At 65.0% G+C, this 19,322-nt stretch carries 18 protein-coding genes and 1 pseudogene; 12 read left to right on the top strand and 7 right to left on the bottom strand.

All coding sequences use genetic code 11. The features are described 5' to 3' along the window. Positions 1-73 precede the first annotated feature (73 nt). From H9532_RS15020 to H9532_RS15005, 4 genes are all read left to right on the top strand, one after another. Positions 74-523, top strand: a complete 450-nt coding sequence (locus H9532_RS15020; protein WP_296370020.1) for a phosphate-starvation-inducible PsiE family protein — start codon at positions 74-76, stop codon at positions 521-523. 241 nt (positions 524-764) lie between these two features. Then, entirely contained in the window at positions 765-1,736 is a 972-nt protein-coding gene (locus tag H9532_RS15015; RefSeq protein ID WP_296370018.1) for a sigma-70 family RNA polymerase sigma factor, read from the top strand. An 11-nt stretch (positions 1,737-1,747) separates the two neighbouring features. Then, positions 1,748-3,019 carry an adenosylmethionine--8-amino-7-oxononanoate transaminase gene (gene bioA / locus H9532_RS15010; RefSeq protein ID WP_296370016.1) on the top strand — a complete coding sequence of 424 codons (1,272 nt, stop codon included), beginning with the start codon at positions 1,748-1,750 and terminating at the stop codon, positions 3,017-3,019. A 64-nt stretch (positions 3,020-3,083) separates the two neighbouring features. Further along, positions 3,084-3,326, top strand: a complete 243-nt coding sequence (locus H9532_RS15005; RefSeq protein ID WP_296370014.1) for a hypothetical protein — start codon at positions 3,084-3,086, stop codon at positions 3,324-3,326. A gap of 2 nt (positions 3,327-3,328) precedes the next feature. Here the strand turns inward: H9532_RS15005 and H9532_RS15000 are convergent, their stop codons facing one another. From H9532_RS15000 to H9532_RS14980, 5 genes are all read right to left on the bottom strand, one after another. Next, the gene (locus tag H9532_RS15000; protein WP_296370013.1) at positions 3,329-3,730 is read right to left on the bottom strand and encodes a fasciclin domain-containing protein; all 402 of its coding nucleotides are present in this window, start codon (positions 3,728-3,730) and stop codon (positions 3,329-3,331) included. Beyond that, positions 3,730-5,034 (bottom strand): CO2 hydration protein, encoded by a 1,305-nt coding sequence (locus H9532_RS14995; protein ID WP_296370011.1) that lies wholly within the window; start codon positions 5,032-5,034, stop codon positions 3,730-3,732. The genes H9532_RS15000 and H9532_RS14995 overlap by 1 nt, the downstream gene beginning before the upstream one ends. Further along, positions 5,031-6,530, bottom strand: a complete 1,500-nt coding sequence (locus H9532_RS14990) for an NADH-quinone oxidoreductase subunit M (protein ID WP_296370009.1) — start codon at positions 6,528-6,530, stop codon at positions 5,031-5,033. Before H9532_RS14990 ends, H9532_RS14995 begins: the two co-directional genes overlap by 4 nt. Before the next feature lie 10 nt (positions 6,531-6,540). Beyond that, on the bottom strand, positions 6,541-8,412 hold the full coding sequence (locus tag H9532_RS14985; protein ID WP_296370007.1) for an NAD(P)H-quinone oxidoreductase subunit F: 1,872 nt from the start codon (positions 8,410-8,412) through the stop codon (positions 6,541-6,543). 116 nt (positions 8,413-8,528) lie between these two features. Continuing rightward, complete coding sequence (locus H9532_RS14980; RefSeq protein ID WP_296370005.1) at positions 8,529-10,388, bottom strand: APC family permease; 1,860 nt, start codon at positions 10,386-10,388, stop codon at positions 8,529-8,531. A gap of 109 nt (positions 10,389-10,497) precedes the next feature. Here H9532_RS14980 and H9532_RS14975 point away from each other — a divergent pair, with 109 nt between their 5' ends. Beyond that, on the top strand, positions 10,498-10,881 hold the full coding sequence (locus H9532_RS14975; RefSeq protein WP_296370003.1) for a hypothetical protein: 384 nt from the start codon (positions 10,498-10,500) through the stop codon (positions 10,879-10,881). Between the two features lie 5 nt (positions 10,882-10,886). Here H9532_RS14975 and H9532_RS14970 read toward each other — a convergent pair whose 3' ends face one another. Next, entirely contained in the window at positions 10,887-11,309 is a 423-nt protein-coding gene (locus tag H9532_RS14970) for a hypothetical protein (protein WP_296370171.1), read from the bottom strand. A 173-nt stretch (positions 11,310-11,482) separates the two neighbouring features. On the opposite strand from H9532_RS14970, the gene H9532_RS14965 reads away from it, so the two are divergent. Next, positions 11,483-12,217 (top strand): BMC domain-containing protein, encoded by a 735-nt coding sequence (locus H9532_RS14965; RefSeq protein ID WP_296370169.1) that lies wholly within the window; start codon positions 11,483-11,485, stop codon positions 12,215-12,217. A gap of 2 nt (positions 12,218-12,219) precedes the next feature. On the opposite strand, the gene rdgB is transcribed toward H9532_RS14965, so the two are convergent. Continuing rightward, a complete protein-coding gene (gene rdgB, locus H9532_RS14960; RefSeq protein WP_296370001.1) occupies positions 12,220-12,816 on the bottom strand; it encodes an RdgB/HAM1 family non-canonical purine NTP pyrophosphatase in 597 nt (198 codons plus the stop codon). A 232-nt stretch (positions 12,817-13,048) separates the two neighbouring features. On the opposite strand from rdgB, the pseudogene H9532_RS14955 reads away from it, so the two are divergent. From H9532_RS14955 to H9532_RS14930, 6 genes and pseudogenes are all read left to right on the top strand, one after another. Beyond that, a pseudogene (locus H9532_RS14955) lies at positions 13,049-14,034 on the top strand (sodium-dependent bicarbonate transport family permease). Next, entirely contained in the window at positions 14,031-14,312 is a 282-nt protein-coding gene (locus tag H9532_RS14950) for a transcriptional regulator (RefSeq protein ID WP_296369999.1), read from the top strand. Before H9532_RS14955 ends, H9532_RS14950 begins: the two are co-directional and overlap by 4 nt. A 251-nt stretch (positions 14,313-14,563) precedes the next feature. Beyond that, positions 14,564-14,878, top strand: coding sequence for a BMC domain-containing protein (locus tag H9532_RS14945; RefSeq protein ID WP_094587519.1), 315 nt, complete (start codon positions 14,564-14,566; stop codon positions 14,876-14,878). A 71-nt stretch (positions 14,879-14,949) separates the two neighbouring features. Continuing rightward, positions 14,950-16,362: a form I ribulose bisphosphate carboxylase large subunit gene (locus tag H9532_RS14940; protein ID WP_029552865.1), complete on the top strand. Its 1,413-nt coding sequence runs from the start codon at positions 14,950-14,952 to the stop codon at positions 16,360-16,362. A gap of 81 nt (positions 16,363-16,443) precedes the next feature. Then, on the top strand, positions 16,444-16,785 hold the full coding sequence (locus H9532_RS14935; protein ID WP_296369994.1) for a ribulose bisphosphate carboxylase small subunit: 342 nt from the start codon (positions 16,444-16,446) through the stop codon (positions 16,783-16,785). A gap of 161 nt (positions 16,786-16,946) precedes the next feature. Further along, positions 16,947-19,310: a CsoS2 family carboxysome shell protein gene (locus H9532_RS14930; protein ID WP_296369992.1), complete on the top strand. Its 2,364-nt coding sequence runs from the start codon at positions 16,947-16,949 to the stop codon at positions 19,308-19,310. The last annotated feature ends 12 nt before the right edge of the window (positions 19,311-19,322 follow it).

The following is a 19,322-nucleotide window of genomic DNA, read 5'->3' as shown; positions in this document are numbered from 1 at the left end:
TTACGGCGATCTCTCCCAGGGCATCCAGCGCATGGATGCCCTTTTTTCATGCGTTGTTCGTATTCCCCAGCCGATGAAGCTCTTCAACGACAAGCAGTTCCTCTCCACCATCCACAGCTACGAGCGGCAGCTGGCCAAGCTGCTAGCCCTGCTCCTGGCGGCCGTGGTGGGTCTAGCGGCTCTGGAGCTGGTGGTGGAAACAGGCATGGGATTGATGCAACGGGAGACCAACTGGTTCGACGGCAGCCTGATCAAGTTGCTGGATCGCCTCCTGCTGATCTTCATCGCCCTGGAGGTGCTCCAGAACGTGACCGCCTACCTGCGCGATCAGGTGGTACAAATCGAGCTGGTGCTCATCACCGCCCTCACGGCTGTGGCGCGGAAGGTGATCGTGCTGCCTCCGGGCACAGAAAACAAACCAGCGCTGATGGCGGGATTCGGGGTGATCGTGGTGGGGCTGGCCGCCGCCTACTGGCTGGTGCGCTGGGCACGCCGGGATGACAAGCCTGTGCAGGCCTCATGAGAGGCTGAATCTGCCGTTTTAATGAACAACAACACCAACCGGATTAGGAATGCGTTAAGTGGTGGAGCCCGCAGGCCCATGCACATCAAGCCCTGGCCCAGAACGCACTGACCATGCTGGGTCTGCCGGATTGATCAGCTGCACTGATCAAGGCGATTGCGGTTGCTGCATCAACGCCGAAAGCCACCCAGCACGCCGCAGATGTCCTTAAGGTTTCGCAACCCCACAGACATCTCTCTCGATGCCTGCGCCACAGAAGCTCCGCAAAGGAGACTGCGACGCAATCAGCCGGCACCTACGTGCAATCGGCCGTATTCCGCTCCTCTCCGCTGAAGAGGAAATCAGCCTGGGCCGCGCCGTGCAAAACGGCCGGCGCCTGCTCGAAGCGGCCGAAGAAATGAAACTCCGCTCGGGCGGCCAAGCCCCCAGCCTGGAGTCCTGGGCCAGCAACGTGCAGCTCACACCCCGGCAGCTGCAGCGCGAACTGAAGCTGGCGGAACGGGCCAGTGAGCGCATGGTGACCGCCAACCTGCGACTGGTGGTGAGCCTGGCTCGCCGCATCAGCCACCGGCGCCTCGACCTGGAAGATCTGATCCAGGAGGGAACCCTCGGCCTGATCCGAGCCGTGCAGCGCTTTGATCCAACCCGCGGCTACAAGTTCTCCACCTATGCCACCTGGTGGATTCGGGAGGGCATGGGCCGTGCCCTGCAACAGCAGAGCCGCAGCATCCGCCTGCCAGCCCACATGCAGGATCGCCTGCAGCGGTTGCGCCGCTGCCAGCAGGAACTGCGCCAGATGCTGGGCCGTGAACCCAACCTCGAGGAGCTGGCAGAAGCCACCGAGCTAAAACCGCTCGACATCCGCGAAGCCCTGTTCCGCGCCCAGGAACCCCTGAGCCTCGACAGCAGCCACGGCCCGGAAGACGACCTGCGCCTGCTCGACTCCCTGCGCTGTGACGCCCAGCTGCCCAGCGATCAACTCACCGCCGCCCACCTGCAAACTGACCTTGTCGCCCTGCTCGATGAGCTGCCGGACCAGGAGGCTGAGTTGCTGCGGCTGCGCTATGGCATCGATCAGCCCAGCCCAATGAACCTCAGTGCCGTGGCCCGGCAAATGGGGCTCAGCCGCGACCAGGCCCGCGGCATGGAGCGGCGCGCCAATGCGGCGATCCGCCGCCTCTCCGATCGGGTGATCGACTACCTAGAGGCCTGAGGCATCACCCCATGAGCTGGCACCCCCACCTCTGGCATCCCACCACCCAGGTGGCCACCAGCCCGGTTCCCCTCGAAGTGCGGAGCGCGCGCGGTTGCGTGCTCGAACTGCAGGATGGACGCCAGCTCATCGACGGCATCAGCAGCTGGTGGGTCACCCTGCATGGCCACGCGGAACCCTCGATCGCTGCAGCCATCGGCCGCCAGGCCCTGCAACTGGAGCAGGTGATCTTTGCCAACTTCAGCCACCAGCCGGCTGAACAGCTCGCCACCCGCCTGGCCGCCCTCACCGGCCTCGAACGGCTGTTCTTCTCCGACAACGGCTCCACCGCTGTGGAGGTGGCCCTCAAGATCGCCTGGCAGTGGTGGCGCAACCAGGGCAGTGATCGCCGCCGGCTGATCGCCTTTGAGGGGGCGTATCACGGCGACACCTTCGGGGCCATGGCCGTGGGGGATCGCTCGATCTTCACCGCCCCCTACGAGGAGTTGCTGTTTGATGTGGCCCGCATCAGCTGGCCGCACACCCACTGGGGTGATGAAAGCGTGGAAGCGCGGGAAGCCCAGGCGCTGCTGCAGCTGGAGCAGGCCCTGGCGGTGCCCACAGCGGCCGTGATTCTGGAGCCCCTGATCCAGGGGGCTGCCGGGATGCACATAGTGCGGCCCAGCTTCCTGCGGGCGGTGCAAGAGCGGGTGCAGGCCCAGGGCGCTTTGCTCATCGCCGACGAGGTGATGACCGGCTTCGGGCGCACCGGCTCCCTGTTTGCCTGCCAGCGTTCCGGACTCCAACCCGATCTGATGGCGCTCTCCAAAGGGCTCACGGGTGGCTTTCTGCCCATGGGCGTGACCATGGCCAGTGAGCGGCTGTACCGCGGCTTCATCAGTGAAACGCCGGCACAAACCTTCTTCCACGGCCACAGCTTCACAGCTAATCCACTGGGTTGCGCCGCAGCCCTCGCCAGCCTCGATCTGCTGCAGCACAACCCCGAGCGTTACCAGCAGTTCGATGCACGCCACATTCCGCTACTGGAGGAGCTGGCGCAGCATCCACTGGTGAAGCGGATCCGCTGCCAGGGAACCGTGGCCGCCTTCGAACTCGATGCCGGGAGCACGAGTTATATCAATCCGATCGGCAAACAACTGCAGCGCCATTGCCTCGATCAAGGGGTGTATCTGCGGCCCTTGGGCAACGTGGTGTACCTGCTGCCTCCGCTTTCGATCAGCGCGGCGCAATTGGAGCACTGCTACGCCGCCATTCGATCCGCACTCGAAACCCTCAGCCGCTGAAACCAAGCCTTGACGTCGCCCCGGTATCCGATACAAAAGCCCCACGGACGCCTGCGATCTGGCCATGCCTGACACCTTTGCCCTGCTGCTGGCCGCCGGCATCATCGGCACCTCGGTGGCCCTGGCCAGCGCCATCCTGTTCGATGAGGCCCGGGGCCGCCAACGCACGATCGAGCACTACCGCAAGCTCGAGCGCGAGCGGATCCTGCGGGTACGGCGTTTGCACAATCAAGTGGAGCGCCAGCCCAGCCGGGGACGCGGCAGCTGGGATCGCTACCTCGAAGGCAAGAATCAGCGCGCCGCCTGAATTCAGCCGGGCAGAATCACCCGATCGATCACATGCACCACGCCGTTGTCGCACACCACATCGGCGTTCACCACGGTGGCGTTCTTCACCTCGAAGGGATCCTTGCTGCGGATCGGGATCGGCGCGCCTTCGAGGCTGTCCCAATTGTCTTCAGCCACGAGCTGCTCGCGGCTGTAGGAACCTGAAAGCACGTGATATTTAAGGATCCGCGCCAATTGCGGGGGGTTATCCACCAGCGTTTGCACCGTGCCGGGTGGCAGCGCCGCAAAAGCGTCATCCACCGGGGCAAACACGGTGAAGGGGCCAGGGCCCTCCAGGGCTTCGCGCAGACCGGCGGCATCCACAGCGGCCAGCAGGGTGTTGAACACCCCCACAGAGGCGGCGGTTTCGAGAATCGAAGCCATCAGCGGTAGTCCTGGGATTGAATGTCGGGCAGGCGGGCCTCCGGCCGCAGGAAGCGATCCATCTGTGCCTCAAAGAAGCGCCGGTTCGCCATCAGGTGCTCGGGGTTGGTGTCGTCCAGCGGATAGAGCAGAGCGCAGCGCAGCGCCTGAATCACCGCTGAGGTCACGTTGTACATCGAGCGCTGGAAGGTGATCCCCAGCTGCACCAGCTCATCTTCCTCGCCGCGTCTGTGCTCCCGGTAAATCTCCTTGAGATAAGGAGGCAGGAAATGCAGCATGTCCTGCATCAGCAGGGTGGGAGGAATGCCGGCTGAGCCCACGGGGAACACATCGGCGTAGAGGATCCCGTAGTGGAAATCCGCCTGATCCGCCGGCACCTGGCCGGCCTGGGCGTTATAGCTCTTGGTGCCCCGGAAGGGTGCTGTGCGGTAGAACACCGCCTCCACATAGGGCAGCGCAGCCTCATAGAGCCAGGTGAACCCCTCGCTCTTGGGGATGATTTCGTAGCACTCGTCGCCGATATAGAGGTGGTGGTAGATCGGTCGACCAGCCACAGCGAAGATGCCGTTCACGAGGAAATCCATCGCATCGGGCACCCCCTTGAAGCCGCCCTCGTCGTAGATGTCGCTCATCTCGAAGAACACCGGCGCCATCACCTCCCAGAAGAGGCCGAGGTTGGCGGTGTAGCTGAGCTGACGCACCTGCTCCAGGAACATGTCCGGGAACAGTGCATAGAGCCCCAGCATCAGGGGATTGCCCTTGAAATAGGCCTTGATCGCCCGATCAGCGTTGGACTTGTAGGCGTCGCTCTCGAGGTAGTCGTTGAAGCGGCCGCCCATGCCCTGGTGCCAGAGCATCGCCTGCATGCAGGCCTCGGCGAACTCCATGTTCACCCGGTCATGCCAGAGGTGATGGAACAGCTTGGACATGCGGCCGGTTTCGCCGCGCTCCATGAACTCCAGGAGTTCCGGATGCACCTTCTCGCCACCGCGCCAGATGCGCAGCTGTGATTGATCGCCCGCATAGCTGTTGGGGCGATCCAGATACTCCTGCGAGATGAAGTATTTGAAGGCTGGCAGCGGATTGAGGAACACCCGCTCAGCGATGTAGAGCAAGTCGCGCCAATAGAAGTCCATCGGCACGGCGTAGGCCTTGTAGATGCCGATGATCTGTTTGAGGTTCTCCGGGGTGTCTGGCAGCATCGAGCCACCCGCTTCGAGCCGGTGGATCACATCGGCATAGCGGTGGGTGGAGGGGGGAATCAACGGAGCCTTGATGCGCTCCGAGGCGACAGTGGCAGTCATGCGGGGAGCTGGGCGGAGTTGACGGTGGCGGGAGCCATGGCGATGACCGTGACGGCATCACTGGAACGCAGGGCCAGCGGAGCCGTGGCCGTTTCGCTGAAACCGGTGAGCATCGAGGGCCAGAGGCCAGCCACCAGCACCAGAGCGGTAAGCACCAAAGCTGGCGTGCGCTCCCCCCAGCTGGTGCTCACCCAATCGGCCCGCTCGTTATCGAGGCGGCCGAAGCCCACACGGTTGAACAGACGGATCGCATACACGGCCGTGAGACCGGAAGCCAGCAGACACACCAGCGTGGGCCAGGGGAAGGCCACCCAACTGCCCTCGAACACCAGCAATTCGGCCACAAAGCCGGCCAAACCAGGCACACCCGCCGCAGCGAGCAGGGCCAGCAGCATCAAGCCGAGGGTGAACGGCAAACCTCGCTGGGGATTGAGCAGACCCGAAAGTTCGGGAATGGCACAGGTGCCCGTGCGCAACTCGATCAGGCCCACCAGGCAGAACAGCAGCGCAATGATCAAACCGTGGGCGAGCATCTGGGCGATCACGCCCTGCAGGCTCAGCGGTGTGGCCGCGGCCAAAGCCAACAGAAGCATGCCCATGTGGCCCAGGGAGCTGTAGGCCACCAAACGGCGCATATCGAGCTGAACGATCGCATTGAGTGAGCCGTAGATGGCGCTGAGCGCTCCCACCGCGGCCAGCCAGGGCGACCAGGCCGCCCAGGCATCCGGCAGAAACTCCAGGCCAAAGCGCAGCAGGCCATAGGCGCCGAGCTTCGACACCACACCGCTCATCAACATCGCCACCGGCGTGGGGGCCTGGCTGTAGGTGATTGGCTGCCAGCCGTGCAGGGGCACCACCGGCAGCTTCAGGCCGAAGGCCAGCAGCACCAGCGCCAGGATCCAGCGCTGCTGCAGCGCCGTGAGGTTGTGATCCGCCAGGGCGGTGTAGCTGAAGTTCAAGCCACCGGGCTGCAGCCAGCCCAGAGCCAGCACGGCTGCCAGGAGGGCAACCCCCGACACGGCGCCATAGGTGAGGAAGCGGATCGCGGCGCCGGCGCGGCGCTCACCACCCCAGGTGGCCACCAGCAAGGTGGTGGGGATCAGGATCAGCTCATAGGCCAGCAAGAACAGCAGAGCGTTGCGGGCCAGGAAGGCACCGATCAGCCCCACGTTGGTGGCCAGCATCAAGGCGAAAAACAGGCGCGGGCGGCTCTGATCCACCGGGCTGGCCATCACGGCCATGGCGGTGAGCAGGGCCGCCAGCAGCACCAGCGGCATGGTGAGCCCATCGAGGCCCAGCTCGAGCCGCAGGCCCAGCCGGGGCAACCAATTCGCCGAGAGCGCAGCCGGCGGATGCTGCCAGAGCCACAGCCCATCCAGCAGCTGCAGCAGTGCAGCCGCCAGGGCACCGCGGCGCACCCAGGGGGAGCCAGCGGGCAAGAGGGGCAGCAACAGGCCTGCCAGCAGGGGAATCAACAGCAGAAGCAACAGGTCCATGGCGTTCACGTCAGCGGGACAGGAGCCAGGCGGCCATCAACAGCACGCCGAGCACGAGCGAAAGGGCATAGGTCTGGGAGCGACCGCTGGTGGTGTAGCTGAGGCGACGGGCCCCTTCCATGGCCACACCACCGGTGCCGCTGGAGAAGCCATCCACCAGCTGGCGATCGCTCCAGGCGCTGAACCGTGCCAGACCCACCACCAACGCCACCACGGTGCGGTGATAGAAGGCCTCGGTGTGCATATCTTCCGCCAGCCAGTGCTGCAGGCCGCCCAGACCGGAGGGGAGCTCGGCCAGGGGATGGGGGCGCAGATAGAACCAGGCAGAGGTGCCGGCGCCGACCAGGGTGGAGAGCAGCAGCGGCCAGCCCATCGGGCCCCAACCCGGCACGGGCGAGAGCTTGTAAACGCCCAGGTGCACCAGCAGCTGGGGGATGTGCAGCACCAGGCCCAGCAACAGCATCGTGGGCAGCACCATCAACCACAGCACCTCCGGGGAGCGGGCGGTGAACGGGGTGGGACGGCCGCCCCAAATCAGGCCAAACACCCGCATCAGCGCTGCGCTGAGCAGGGCATTGGTGATCAACACCAGCCCAGAGAGCACCAACGGGAGCTGGCTGTTGGCCGCCAGCTCAAGCAATTCCCGCAGGGCGGCGAAACCACCAAAGGGAGGTAGCCCCATCAGCCCGGCGGCGCCGGCGAGGAAGGCGATCCCCATCAGCGGGCGGCGGCTCCAGAGGCCGCCCAGCTGGGTGAGGTCTTGGGTGACATTGCTGATCACGATCGTGCCCACCGACATCAGCATCAGAGCCATCGGCAGGGGATACACCAGCAGCAGGTGGTCGGCCGCGCCGATGCCGCCGAGGCCCACCGCCACAAACAGCAGACCCAGCCAGCTACTCACCAGGAAGCTGAGGGCGCGCTTCACATCGATCTGGCCCAGGGCGATCAGGGAGGCCACCAGCGCCGTGGTGCCGCCCACCACCACCAGCACGCCCTGCACCAGGGGGCTCAGGGCGATCAGCGGCTCCAGGCGCAGCAGCACCCAGGCACCGCCGATCACCACCACGGAGTTGCGCAGCACGGTGGAGGGCAGAGGGCTCTCCATCGCCTCATCGAGCCAGAGGTGCAGCGGAATCTGGGCGCACTTGCCCATCGGGCCGGCGATCAGGGCCAGCAGGATCAGCTGGAAGCCGGGGGGCAGGGGCTGAGCGTTGTTGGTGAGATCAGCGGCCCAGCCCTGCAGCCCGTGGAAGTTCCAGGTGCCCGTGAGCGGCAGCAGGGCAATCACACCCGCCAGCAGGATCAGGTCGCCGATGCGCTTGGTGAGGAAGGCATCGCGGGCCCCCTTCACCACCAGCGACTGGTTGTACCAGGTGCCCACGATCACGTAGGTACCCACGGTGAGCAGCTCCAGCAACACGTAGCTGAAAAACACCGAATCGGTGAGCACCAGGCCGCACAGGCCGGCCTCGAAGAAGCTCAGGGCACCGAAGAAGCGGGGCCAGCCCCAGTCCATCTCCAGGTAGCCGATCGAGAAGATCTGCACCAACACGTGCAGACCCGTGATCACCGTCATGGCGATCAGACCCGGTTCTGTCACCAGACCATCGAACCCGATGGTCAGGCCGGCGGTTTGCAGCCAGGTCCAGTGGAAGCTCGGGGGGGCATAGATCGCCGCCTGACCAGCCGCCGAGTTGCTGCTCAGGCTGAGCAAGGCCGCCAGGCTGTGGCCGAAGGCGATCGACACCATCAGCAGGTTCACATAACCCGAAGGGCGGGGCCCCGTGCGGGAGATCAACCCGGGTGACCACAGCAGGCTGAACAGGGCCCCTACCAATGGGTAGAGGGGCACCAGCCAGACCGTTCCAAGCCAGGACACTGGAGGGACGAACAAGGTCCCGGCAAGTTAGTGAGTGGCACGGTGCCGATGGGTGCGGTGTCCCAAAGGCGTTATGAATCACACCCGCAAGCGCTACTAATCAGTGGCCACCGGCATCAGGCCGGCAGGTAATAGCGCACCAGGGTGAACACGCGATTGCGGCGTGCATCGAGCGAGCGGCGCATGTTCAGGCCCCTCTGATTGAGCAGCAGACCATCGAAGCGGTAGCGGGGAATGGCCATCGGCATCACGATCGTGAAGGTGCTGCCGGGATAGCGCTGCTCTTCCAGGGCCACAAACTCCGTAAAGGGATCCACCAGCGAGGCAAAGGGGCTGTCCAGCAGCACCAGCTCCAGACCCTGGGGCTCGGGATCGCCCACGCACTGCTGCCACTGCTCACGGATCAGCGCAGGGTCATCGCCCTCCGCCAACACCCACACCGCCACCACCCGATCCGACACGGTGGTGGCATAACGGAGGGCCTCCAGGCTGGGGCGACTGAGCGAAGGCACCCACACCAGGCTGGTGTTGCCCACCGGATCACGGCGAGACGGCAGACGCAGGCTGCGATCGTCGCCGGGATTGAGGCTGATCGCGCGGTAAACGCTGTCATAGCGGTGGCGAATGCGGGCGAGCATCCACACCAGCAGGGGGATGGCGATCACCACGGTCCAAGCCCCCTCATCGAATTTGCTCACCACGATCACGATCAGCACCACAAAGGTGGTGAGCGATCCGAGCGCATTCATCAGCAGGCGCCCCAGCCAGCCGGGGCCGCGCAGCCGCCACCAACGCACCACCATCCCCGCCTGCGAGAGGGTGAAGGCACTGAACACGCCGAGGGCATAAAGATTCACCGCCACGGTGGTGTCGCCCTCGCACACCACGATCACCAGCGCGGCAGCCACCAGCAGCACGAAAATGCCGTTCTGGAACACCAAGCGATCGCCGATCCAGGCCATCTGCCGAGGCAGAAAGCGATCCTGCGCCAGCATCGCTGCCAGGCGGGGGAAGCCGGCAAATGCCGTATTGGCCGCCAACGCCAGGATCAGCAGGGTGCTGATCTGAAGAGCCCAAAAGAGGGGGCTTCCTTCACCAAACACCCGGATGCCGATCTGCGCCAACACGGTGCGATCCGGATTGGGGGCCACCCCATAGAGCCAGCCCAAGCCACTCACGGCCAGGAACATCAGGGCGAGCATCACCCCCATCACGAGCATCGTGCGCTGGGCACGCTTGGCGGCCGGCTCGCGGAACACCTTCACGCCGTTGGCAATGGCTTCGATCCCGGTCATCGCCGAACAGCCGGAGCTGAAGGCCCGCAGGATCAGAAACAAGCCGAGCGGTTCCGCCGCCCGCACCAGCGGTGGTGCGTCAGGGGTGAAGCCATGGGCAAACACCAGGTTTTGCAGGCCGAAGAGGGCCAGCAGCACCACCATCACCACAAAGGCATAGGTGGGGATGGCGAAGGCGCGGCCGGCTTCCTTCACACCCCGCAGGTTGGCCCAGCCCACCAACACCAACAGCAGCACGGCCAGGGGCGTTTCGTAGGGCAGCAGCCCCGGCAGCAACGACGACAAGGCTTGAGTGCCGGCCATCAGGCTCACGGCGGCGGTGAGGGTGTAATCCACCAGCAGAGAGGCCGCCGCGATCAGGCTGGGCCAGGTGCCGAGGTTCTCCCGTGCCACCACATAGGAGCCGCCACCCTGCGGATAAGCCTCGATCGTTTGCCGATAGGAGAGCACCACGATCCCGATCAGCAGCACGATGGCGCCGGTGATCGGCAGCGAGAGCTCCAGGGCCTGGCTGCCCGCCAGGATCAGCACGCCGAGGGCTGCTTCCGTGGCGTAAGCCACCGAGGAAAGCGCATCGGAGCTGAGGATTGGCAGCGCCTCGAAGCTGGGCAGCTTCTCGGAATCCGACTGGCTGCGGGGCAGGGGTTTGCCCAGTAGCCGTCTGGCAACGTTGAACAGCAACGGATGGGTGAGATCTGCCCCCAGGATGCACCGATGCGCTGGTGTTGTCCCCTTGCCGGCAAGCTGCCGCCGGTGCCATGACAGGACCAACGCTGCGGAGGGAGGGCCGATGCGCGCCACCCTCCACGAGCTACTTCAGCAATTGGTGCTGCGAGGCTGGCCCAAGATCGACCACCCCGAGCGCTACCCGCGGGAGGTGCCTGGCGGACCGTGGTGGACGATCGACGTGGGCTGCTATGCCCTGGGCGATATCACCACCGTGACACTGCATCCCTGGCCGCAGGGCCTGCTGGAGTTTTCAATCACCGTGCTGGTCGACGGCGATGACACCATTCAGTCGTTTGAGCTCGACTGCAATGCCATGCCGATCCCTGTGGCCTTGGTGAACTGGTGGGGTGGGCTCGATCTAGCCCTTGGGCAAGCCACCCTGCTCAAGGAGCATCTGATCGCCGCCTGGGACCGGGAGATCAGCAAAGGCGGCGAACTGCCCTGAAGGCATCAGGCAAACCGGCGGCGGCCGTCGTTGAAGCTGCTGAACTGGGCCACTTCACCCCGGCGCTCGCTGCCACGGGCTTCACTCAGCTTCCATACATTGCGACTCACCCGGCGGGCCCGCAAGCCGCCGCGCTCCACCTCGGCGCTGCCGGGCCGGGCACCCATGAGGTAAGTCACCTCGGCGGTGCTCAGTGGTGCACCAGTCTGCAGAGCCAGCTGGGTGAGCTCCAACCGCTGGCGCAAAGCCGCCACATCGCAATTGCCACCATCCTCGGCCTCGTTCCACATCCAGGGCAGCTCGCCGCTGGCGGCCATCTTCTGCATCAGGCCCATCCCCACCAGAGCCAGGGCCTGCTCAGCGTTGAGGTCGGCGCCATCGTGGATCGGCTTGGCGGAAGCGGCGGAGGCGGAACGCTTAGCGGCCACGGGCTCTTCTGCGGACATGGCCGGACGGTACCGGCTGCAACGCGGCGCGCAAGGGAGCGGGATCACGGTTGGTTCCGGGCGGTAAGATCGCGCCGCATTTGAGAGCAGCCTTCGCCTTGCCGCAGCGGATCCCAAGGCGACGCTCCTCCGGTGTGCAGATCACCGGTACCAACGTGGGGTTCAGCGGCAGCGGTACGCCCCTCGACGAGCTGCATCCCTCAGCCGCCAGCTGTGTGATCACCACCGACAGCGAGGCGCGGCTGGTGAGCCAGGCCAGCGCTGTCGAGTCGATCGAGCTGCGTACTTATGTGTTTCTCGATTCCCTGCAGCCGCAACTGGCGGCCTACATGGGAACGGTGAGTCAGGGCTTCCTGCCGATCCCCGGCGATGCCTGTCTGTGGCTGGAGGTGTCGCCCGGCATGGCGGTGCACCGCGTCACCGACATCGCCCTCAAGGCGAGCACCGTGCGCCTCGGCCAGATGATCGTGGAACGGGCCTTCGGCTCCCTGGCTCTCTATCACCGCGATCAGAGCAACGTTCTCCATTCCGGGGATGTGGTGCTCGAGGCGATCGGCAGCAGCGTGGAGCAACGCAGCCGCTGCAGCGTCACCTGGACCGAAGTGATTCGCGCCATCACCCCAGACCATGCGGTGCTGATCAACCGCCAGAACCGCCGCGGTTCGATGATTCAGGCCGGGATGAGCATGTACATCCTTGAAACCGAGCCTGCCGGTTATGTGCTTCTGGCCGCCAACGAAGCCGAGAAGGCGAGCAACATCACCGTGGTGGATGTAAAGGCCGTGGGCGCCTTCGGCCGTCTCACCCTGGCCGGCTGGGAAGGGGATGTGAACGAAGCCGCCGCTGCAGCGATGCGCTCAGTGGAGCAGATCAACCGCCGGGCCCGCTGACCTCAGCCCAGTCCCAGCAGCTGCTTGAGCCGCGGAGCCAGGGCGCGGGCAGCCTTGCCGCGTGAACCGAGCTTGTCTTTGAGGTGCTGGCCCATCTGGGCGTAGGTCATGCCGGCTTCGCGCACCCAGAAGATTGGGTCGTAGCCCCCGCCATGGCCTTCGGGCGTAGTGAGGATCTCCCCGCGGCAGATCCCCTCGGCCTCTAGCACTACCTGGCCGGTGGGATCAGCCAGCACCATGGCGCTGTTGAAACTGGCGCTGCGGTAGGGGGTTGTTCCTAGCTCCTGCAGCAGCCGGTGGATGCGCTCGTGATCGGTGGGGGCGTAGCGGGCCGAATAGAGCCCTGGAGCGCCGCCCAAGGCATCTACCTCCAAACCGGAATCATCCGCCAGAGACCACTGCCCCGTGAGCCTGGCCACCTCCGTGGCTTTCAGCCGGGCGTTCTCCAGATAGGTGCTGCCGGTTTCCTCGATCTCGAGGCCGTCGGGCTGCCGGCACACCTCCAGATCCACGGCATCGAGCATGGAGCTGATCTCGGCCACCTTGTAGGCGTTGCCGCTGGCGATCACCAGCAACGGCCGGGTGGAGGAGGGGCGCATCAAGGCCTGAGCCAGGTCTGGGGGCCCATTGTGGCCTGGCGAGGCACCTGCAAATTGGGGGAGGCAGGGACGGGTTGAACATTCCACCCCCCGAAAAAGCTCCAGGGGTTCCTGCCTCCCCTCAACCGTAAGAACGGTTTCCACCAGCCACAACCGCCCGCGGCAAGCTTGTGTGCGTGCGCGAACAGTGGCCAACCCGCCGCCTAGCGTGAAGCTCTGCAGCAGCGCGGCGGTGGACACGAGCCTGATCCTGCAGAACCTGCTCACCCCACCGGTTCTGTTCTTTTTCCTGGGAGTGCTGGCCGTGCTGCTGGGCTCGGATCTGGAGATTCCGGCGCCGCTGCCCAAGCTGTTCTCCCTGTATCTCCTCTTGGCCATTGGCTTCAAGGGAGGGCTCGAGTTGCAGCACTCCGGCGTGGGCGGGCCGGTTCTGCTCACCATCACCGCGGCGGTTTTGATGTCGCTGCTGGTGCCGGTGTACAGCTTTGCGCTGCTGCGCTGGAAGCTCGATGGCTTCAACGCCGCCGCGATTGCAGCCACCTACGGCTCCATCAGCGCGGTGACCTTCATCACCGCGGAGAGCTTTCTCGACACGCTGGGCCTGCACCACGACGGCTTCATGGTGGCTGCCCTGGCCTTGATGGAATCGCCCGCGATCATCGTGGGCCTGCTGCTGGTGAAACTGGCTGGTCCGGCGCGAGCCGAAGCGGGCCAGGGGATGCGCTGGGGGGCTGTGCTCAAGGAAGCCCTGCTGAACGGATCGGTGTTTCTCCTGGTGGGAAGCCTGGTGGTGGGCGTGCTCACAGCGGCCAACAACCCCCAGGGAGCCGAGAAGATGCTGCCCTTCACCGACAAGCTCTTTTACGGCGCGCTGAGCTTCTTCCTCTTGGATATGGGCATCGTGGCCGCACAGCGGCTGCGGGATCTGCGGCAGGCCGGCACTTTTCTGATCGCGTTCTCCCTGGGGATGCCCCTGTTCAACGCCGTGCTGGGCAGCCTGATCGCCCGGGGGCTGGGGCTAGAAGCCGGCAACGCGCTGCTGTTTGTGGTGCTCTGTGCCAGCGCCTCCTACATCGCTGTGCCCGCAGCGATGCGCATGACGGTGCCGGAAGCCAACCCCAGCTTCTATATCTCCACAGCCCTGGCCTCACCTTTCCCTTCAACATCGTGGTGGGTATACCTCTCTACATGGCCCTGGTGAATCGGCTGCTGCCATGAAGCGGGTGGATCTGATCCTGAGCGAGCGCGAACTCGATCCGGTGCTCCAGGCGATCGATCAGGCCGGCTGCAGCGGATACACGGTGATGCGCCACGTCACGGGGCGGGGCCCACGGGGGGCCGTTTCCGACAACATGGAATTCAGCGGTCTTGGGGCGAACGCCCACGTGATCGTGTTCTGCGCGCCGGAATTGCTCGAGCCCCTGCGCAGCTCCCTGCGGCCACTGCTGAGTTACTACGGCGGCGTTGGCTTTGTCTCCGATGCGGAACCCCTCTGAGAGTCCCTGGCGGGTCATCGCGATTTCGGGAGAGCACGAACAAGGGAAAACCGTGTGCAGAACAACGGTTTGCCCCACGCAGGCCGGTCAGGCGAGAAGCATCTCCAAAGTTTTGTGATGCACTGATCAGGCGCCCTTATCAGTAGCAATGAAGACGGTGATCGTGAAGAGAACCCAAATGGCTTGACGGGAGGTTCGGCTGGCGAGCAAGGTTGCAGGCGAACATTCCACCCCTCCTCCAGGAGCAGGTAATGGCAAACGAAACCATGGGCATCGCCCTCGGCATGATCGAGACCCGGGGTCTGGTCCCCGCGATCGAAGCCGCTGACGCCATGACCAAGGCCGCCGAAGTGCGCCTGATTGGCCGTGAATTCGTGGGCGGCGGTTATGTGACCGTGCTCGTGCGTGGCGAAACCGGCGCTGTGAACGCAGCCGTTCGCGCCGGCGCTGATGCCTGCGAGCGCGTGGGTGATGGCCTGGTTGCCGCTCACATCATTGCCCGTCCCCACCGTGAAGTGGAGCCTGCTCTGAACAGCAGCGCCGGCTTCGTTGGTTCGAAGGACTGAGGACTGAACCGCGCCCTTGAGGGCCGTTCACACCTCTGACTCATTTCCCTCGACCCACCCGGAGATTCTCCATGGCTAAGAAGTACGACGCTGGGGTTAAGGAGTACCGCGACACGTATTGGACTCCTGATTACGTTCCCCTCGATTCCGACCTGCTCGCGTGCTTTAAGTGCACCGGCCAGGAAGGCGTTCCCCGCGAGGAAGTGGCTGCCGCTGTGGCCGCTGAATCCTCCACCGGCACCTGGTCCACTGTGTGGTCCGAGCTCCTCACCGACCTCGACTTCTACAAGGGCCGTTGCTACCGCATCGAAGACGTTCCTGGCGACAAGGAATCCTTCTATGCGTTCATCGCCTATCCCCTCGACCTGTTCGAGGAAGGCTCCATCACCAACGTTCTGACCTCCCTGGTCGGCAACGTGTTCGGCTTCAAGGCGCTGCGTCACCTGCGCCTGGAAGACATCCGCTTCCCCTTGGCGTTCATCAAGACCTGCATGGGTCCGCCGAACGGCATCCAGGTCGAGCGCGACCGTATGAACAAGTACGGCCGTCCTCTGCTGGGTTGCACCATCAAGCCGAAGCTCGGCCTGAGCGGCAAGAACTACGGCCGTGTGGTGTATGAGTGCCTCCGCGGTGGTCTCGACTTCACCAAGGACGACGAGAACATCAACTCGCAGCCTTTCCAGCGTTGGCAGAACCGTTTCGAGTTCGTTGCCGAAGCTGTAAAGCTCGCCGAGCAAGAAACCGGCGAGAAGAAGGGTCACTACCTCAACTGCACGGCAGCGACCCCCGAGGAGATGTACGAGCGCGCTGAGTTCGCCAAGGAACTCGGCCAGCCGATCATCATGCACGACTACATCACCGGTGGCTTCACGGCCAACACCGGTCTTGCGAAGTGGTGCCGGAAGAACGGCATGCTGCTGCACATCCACCGCGCCATGCACGCGGTGATCGACCGTCACCCCAAGCACGGCATCCACTTCCGTGTGCTGGCCAAGTGCCTGCGCCTCTCCGGTGGTGACCAGCTCCACACCGGTACCGTTGTGGGCAAGCTCGAGGGCGACCGTCAGTCCACCCTCGGCTACATCGACCAGCTGCGCGAATCCTTCGTTCCCGAAGATCGCAGCCGCGGTAACTTCTTCGACCAAGATTGGGGTTCCATGGGCGGCGTGTTCGCCGTGGCCTCCGGCGGTATCCACGTGTGGCACATGCCCGCGCTGGTGAGCATCTTCGGCGACGATTCCGTGCTCCAGTTCGGTGGTGGTACCCACGGTCACCCCTGGGGTTCTGCTGCTGGTGCTGCTGCCAACCGTGTGGCCCTCGAGGCCTGCGTCAAGGCACGCAACGCCGGTCGCGAAATCGAGCGCGAAGGTCGCGACATCCTTCTGGAAGCCGCGAAGCACAGCCCCGAGCTGGCCATCGCTCTCGAGACCTGGAAGGAAATCAAGTTCGAGTTCGACACCGTCGACAAGCTCGACGTCAACTGAGCCAATCGCTAACGGGATTCGGGAAACAGCCTCACGTTGTTTCCCACCCGAGCTTTCATTCCATCCATCTCAAGGAACCCCATGCCTTTCAAGAGCACCGTGGGTGACTACCAAACAGTCGCCACCCTGGAGACCTTCGGCTTCCTCCCGCCGATGACCCAGGACGAGATCTACGACCAAATCGCGTACATCATTGCCCAGGGTTGGAGCCCGCTCGTCGAGCACGTGCACCCCAGCCGTTCCATGGCCACCTATTGGTCGTATTGGAAACTGCCCTTCTTCGGTGAGAAGGACCTGAGCGTGATCGTGAGCGAGCTCGAAGCTTGCCACCGCGCATACCCCGACCACCACGTGCGCCTCGTGGGCTACGACGCCTACACCCAGAGCCAAGGCTCTTGCTTCGTGGTGTTCGAAGGCCGCTGATTCAGCGCCTGACAACGTTGGTCCCGGTTGATCCGGGACCACACCTTTTTTGAGCTGGTCGTTGACGCAACGATCAGATCGTTTTGTGCAACTCCCTGCAGGCCTGTGCATCAACAGGGCAGGAGTGCCGCATACCCAGTCATTCCATACGCCGGGCGGACATGGCCACCAAATCGAGTCGCGAAGCAGCCCTGGAGCGCCGTAAGGCCCTCACCGATGGAGGCAAAAAAGCCGCCAGCCGCATGAACGCGAGCGGTGGACGCGTGCGTACTGCAGCTGATGCACGCCCCAGCCGCACCCAGGCCGCCCCCCCGGCACCCGTGGCTATGCCCGCTGCGTCGCCCACCCCGGCCCCGACCCGTAGCCTTGGAACCCCGAGTGCTGCCGCAGCGCGTAGCAGCAGCACCCCCAAGCGCGTCAGCAACCCCAGCCGCGACCTGGTGCTGGCCCGTCGTGAAGCCCTCAGCCGCAACGGCAAACGTGCCTCTCAATCGAGGGATCGCACCCGCACCGACGTTGCCAAGGAGGCCCCCAAGGCTTCTGCTCCCGCCCCGGCAGCAGACCAGCACAAGTGCAAGTGCCAGGAGCACGCTGCTGAAACCAATGCAAGAAGCCAAGCCGCCAGCCTGTCGCTGAGCAGCCGCGCCTCATCCAACGGCAGCAACAGCAGCAACCGCCCTGCGTCCCGCAAGGTATCCGCACAGCACAATCCCAGCCGTGCGCTGGTGCTGGCCCGCCGCGAGGCACTGTCGAAGCGGGGCAAGTCAGCCAGCAGCACCAGCAAGACCGGGCCTGCCGCTGTGGCCCGCCAGATCAATCCCGATCTGAGCGCCCGCGAGCTCTCCCAGAAGGTGCGCGAACTTAAGAGCAAGACCGGTTCCGCCGGCACAGCACGCAACAGCGGTACCCGTCCCAGCGGCCCCAATCGCCACGGCTCGAAGCAAGCCGCAGCGGCTGATGCCTCTTGGAAGGTTGGCGTGAGCGAAACCCTCGCCGGACAGACCATCACCGGGACCCAGGCGAACCGCTCGGTGAAGACCACCGGCAACGAATCCGCCACCTGCCGCACCATCACCGGCACCGAGTACCTCGGCGCTGAGGTGTTCCAAACCTTCTGTGGCACCCAGCCCGCAGCACCGATTCAGCCCGCCAAGGTGCGCGTCACCGCGACCAGCCACGGCAATCGCGTCACCGGCAACGAGGTTGGCCGCAGCGAGAAGGTGACTGGCGATGAGCCCGGCACCTGCAAGTCGATCACCGGCACTGAATACATCTCCGCCAATCAGTCAGCGGCCTACTGCGGCACCACCACACCGTCCGTGCGCAAGGTGGGTCGCAGCCAGACCCTCGGCGGTCAGGCCGTGAGCGGCGTGATGGTGGGCCGCAGCGAAAAGGTCACCGGCGATGAGCCCGGTTCCGGCCGCCAGCTCACCGGCGACCAATACCTCGGCGCCGAGGCACCCGCCGCCGGTCAGGCACCCACCAAGGTGAACACCTTCAGCACCCTGCGCGGCACCGGTATCACCGGCACCGCCGTGGGCCGCAGCGAGCGCGTCACCGGCGATGAGCCCGGCAGCTGCCGCAACGTGACCGGCGACGAATACATCGGCAGCCAGCAGTTCGAAGGCTTCTGCGGCACCCGCCCTGCCCCCGAGGCCGCCAAGGTGGGCTTCAGCGTCACCAACCGCAACCAGGTGGTGAGCGGCACCCGCACCGGCCGTTCCTCCAATGTCACTGGCGATGAGCCCGGGACCTGCAAGGTGGTCACCGGCACCCCCTATGCCGGCCTTGAACAGGCTGGAGACTTCTGCAACGCCCAGGCCGTGCGTGCCACCCGCGAGCGCACCGCCGTGCGCAACGCCAACCGCATGACCGGCATCCAGCCCGGGATCGGCGGTGTGATGACCGGCGCTGAGCGCGGCGCTTGCGAAGACGTCACCGGCACCCCCTATGTGGGCGCGGATCAACAGGCCGCCGCCTGTGGCACCGCACCCCGCAACGATGCCGATTTCCCCCAACCCCTGAACCAGGCCGCCTGGCAGCAGTTCAGCGTGCAGTCGCCCGCTCGCGCCGCCCAAGTTCAGCGCGAAACCACCGGGACCGTGACCGGCAGCACCTATGAGCAAGGCGGGAGAATCACCGGCCCTTTTGACATGGCCGGTGGCAAGGTCACCGGAACCGAGCAGTTCCGCTTCGACCGGCGCTCGAGCCAGCGTCTGGCCGCAGCCGCCGCCGCTCCCGTGAGCATGGATGAGGATCTGCGCCCCACCTCCCGGGTCACCGGCGAGGGTTCGGGCACCAAGGTCACCGGCGATGACTGGGACCGTGGTGAGCGGGTCACCGGCACCGAAGGCAGCTCGGCACGCCGCCGCAACCCCACCCGCGTGGGTCCGATGAGCGGTATGCCCGGTCTGCAGAACAAGCGGAACCAGGAGGTTCCCCCTCCCAACAGCAAGATCACTGGGTCCAGCGGCAGCACCGATCAGGGTTCTCTGATCACGGTGTCCGGCGGAGCCCGGGGCTGAGAGGTAAAAGCA

Origin of the sequence: Vulcanococcus sp. Clear-D1, assembly GCF_014654725.1 — a bacterium.
Lineage (GTDB): Bacteria > Cyanobacteriota > Cyanobacteriia > PCC-6307 > Cyanobiaceae > Vulcanococcus.
This window is presented reverse-complemented; position numbering and strand designations above follow the sequence as displayed.

What these genes read in the sequence shown, in the direction of transcription:
- H9532_RS15005 (WP_296370014.1), top strand. Translation starts at nt 3,084, where the DNA reads ATGCCTGACACCTTTGCCCTGCTGCTGGCCGCCGGCATCATCGGCACC.
- rdgB (WP_296370001.1), bottom strand. Translation starts at nt 12,816, where the DNA reads ATGCGCCCCTCCTCCACCCGGCCGTTGCTGGTGATCGCCAGCGGCAAC.
- H9532_RS14975 (WP_296370003.1), top strand. Translation starts at nt 10,498, where the DNA reads ATGCGCGCCACCCTCCACGAGCTACTTCAGCAATTGGTGCTGCGAGGC.
- H9532_RS15015 (WP_296370018.1), top strand. Translation starts at nt 765, where the DNA reads ATGCCTGCGCCACAGAAGCTCCGCAAAGGAGACTGCGACGCAATCAGC.
- H9532_RS14950 (WP_296369999.1), top strand. Translation starts at nt 14,031, where the DNA reads ATGAAGCGGGTGGATCTGATCCTGAGCGAGCGCGAACTCGATCCGGTG.
- H9532_RS14930 (WP_296369992.1), top strand. Translation starts at nt 16,947, where the DNA reads ATGGCCACCAAATCGAGTCGCGAAGCAGCCCTGGAGCGCCGTAAGGCC.
- H9532_RS15020 (WP_296370020.1), top strand. Translation starts at nt 74, where the DNA reads ATGAAGCTCTTCAACGACAAGCAGTTCCTCTCCACCATCCACAGCTAC.
- H9532_RS14995 (WP_296370011.1), bottom strand. Translation starts at nt 5,034, where the DNA reads ATGACTGCCACTGTCGCCTCGGAGCGCATCAAGGCTCCGTTGATTCCC.
- H9532_RS14940 (WP_029552865.1), top strand. Translation starts at nt 14,950, where the DNA reads ATGGCTAAGAAGTACGACGCTGGGGTTAAGGAGTACCGCGACACGTAT.
- H9532_RS14990 (WP_296370009.1), bottom strand. Translation starts at nt 6,530, where the DNA reads ATGGACCTGTTGCTTCTGCTGTTGATTCCCCTGCTGGCAGGCCTGTTG.
- bioA (WP_296370016.1), top strand. Translation starts at nt 1,748, where the DNA reads ATGAGCTGGCACCCCCACCTCTGGCATCCCACCACCCAGGTGGCCACC.
- H9532_RS14945 (WP_094587519.1), top strand. Translation starts at nt 14,564, where the DNA reads ATGGCAAACGAAACCATGGGCATCGCCCTCGGCATGATCGAGACCCGG.
- H9532_RS14935 (WP_296369994.1), top strand. Translation starts at nt 16,444, where the DNA reads ATGCCTTTCAAGAGCACCGTGGGTGACTACCAAACAGTCGCCACCCTG.
- H9532_RS15000 (WP_296370013.1), bottom strand. Translation starts at nt 3,730, where the DNA reads ATGGCTTCGATTCTCGAAACCGCCGCCTCTGTGGGGGTGTTCAACACC.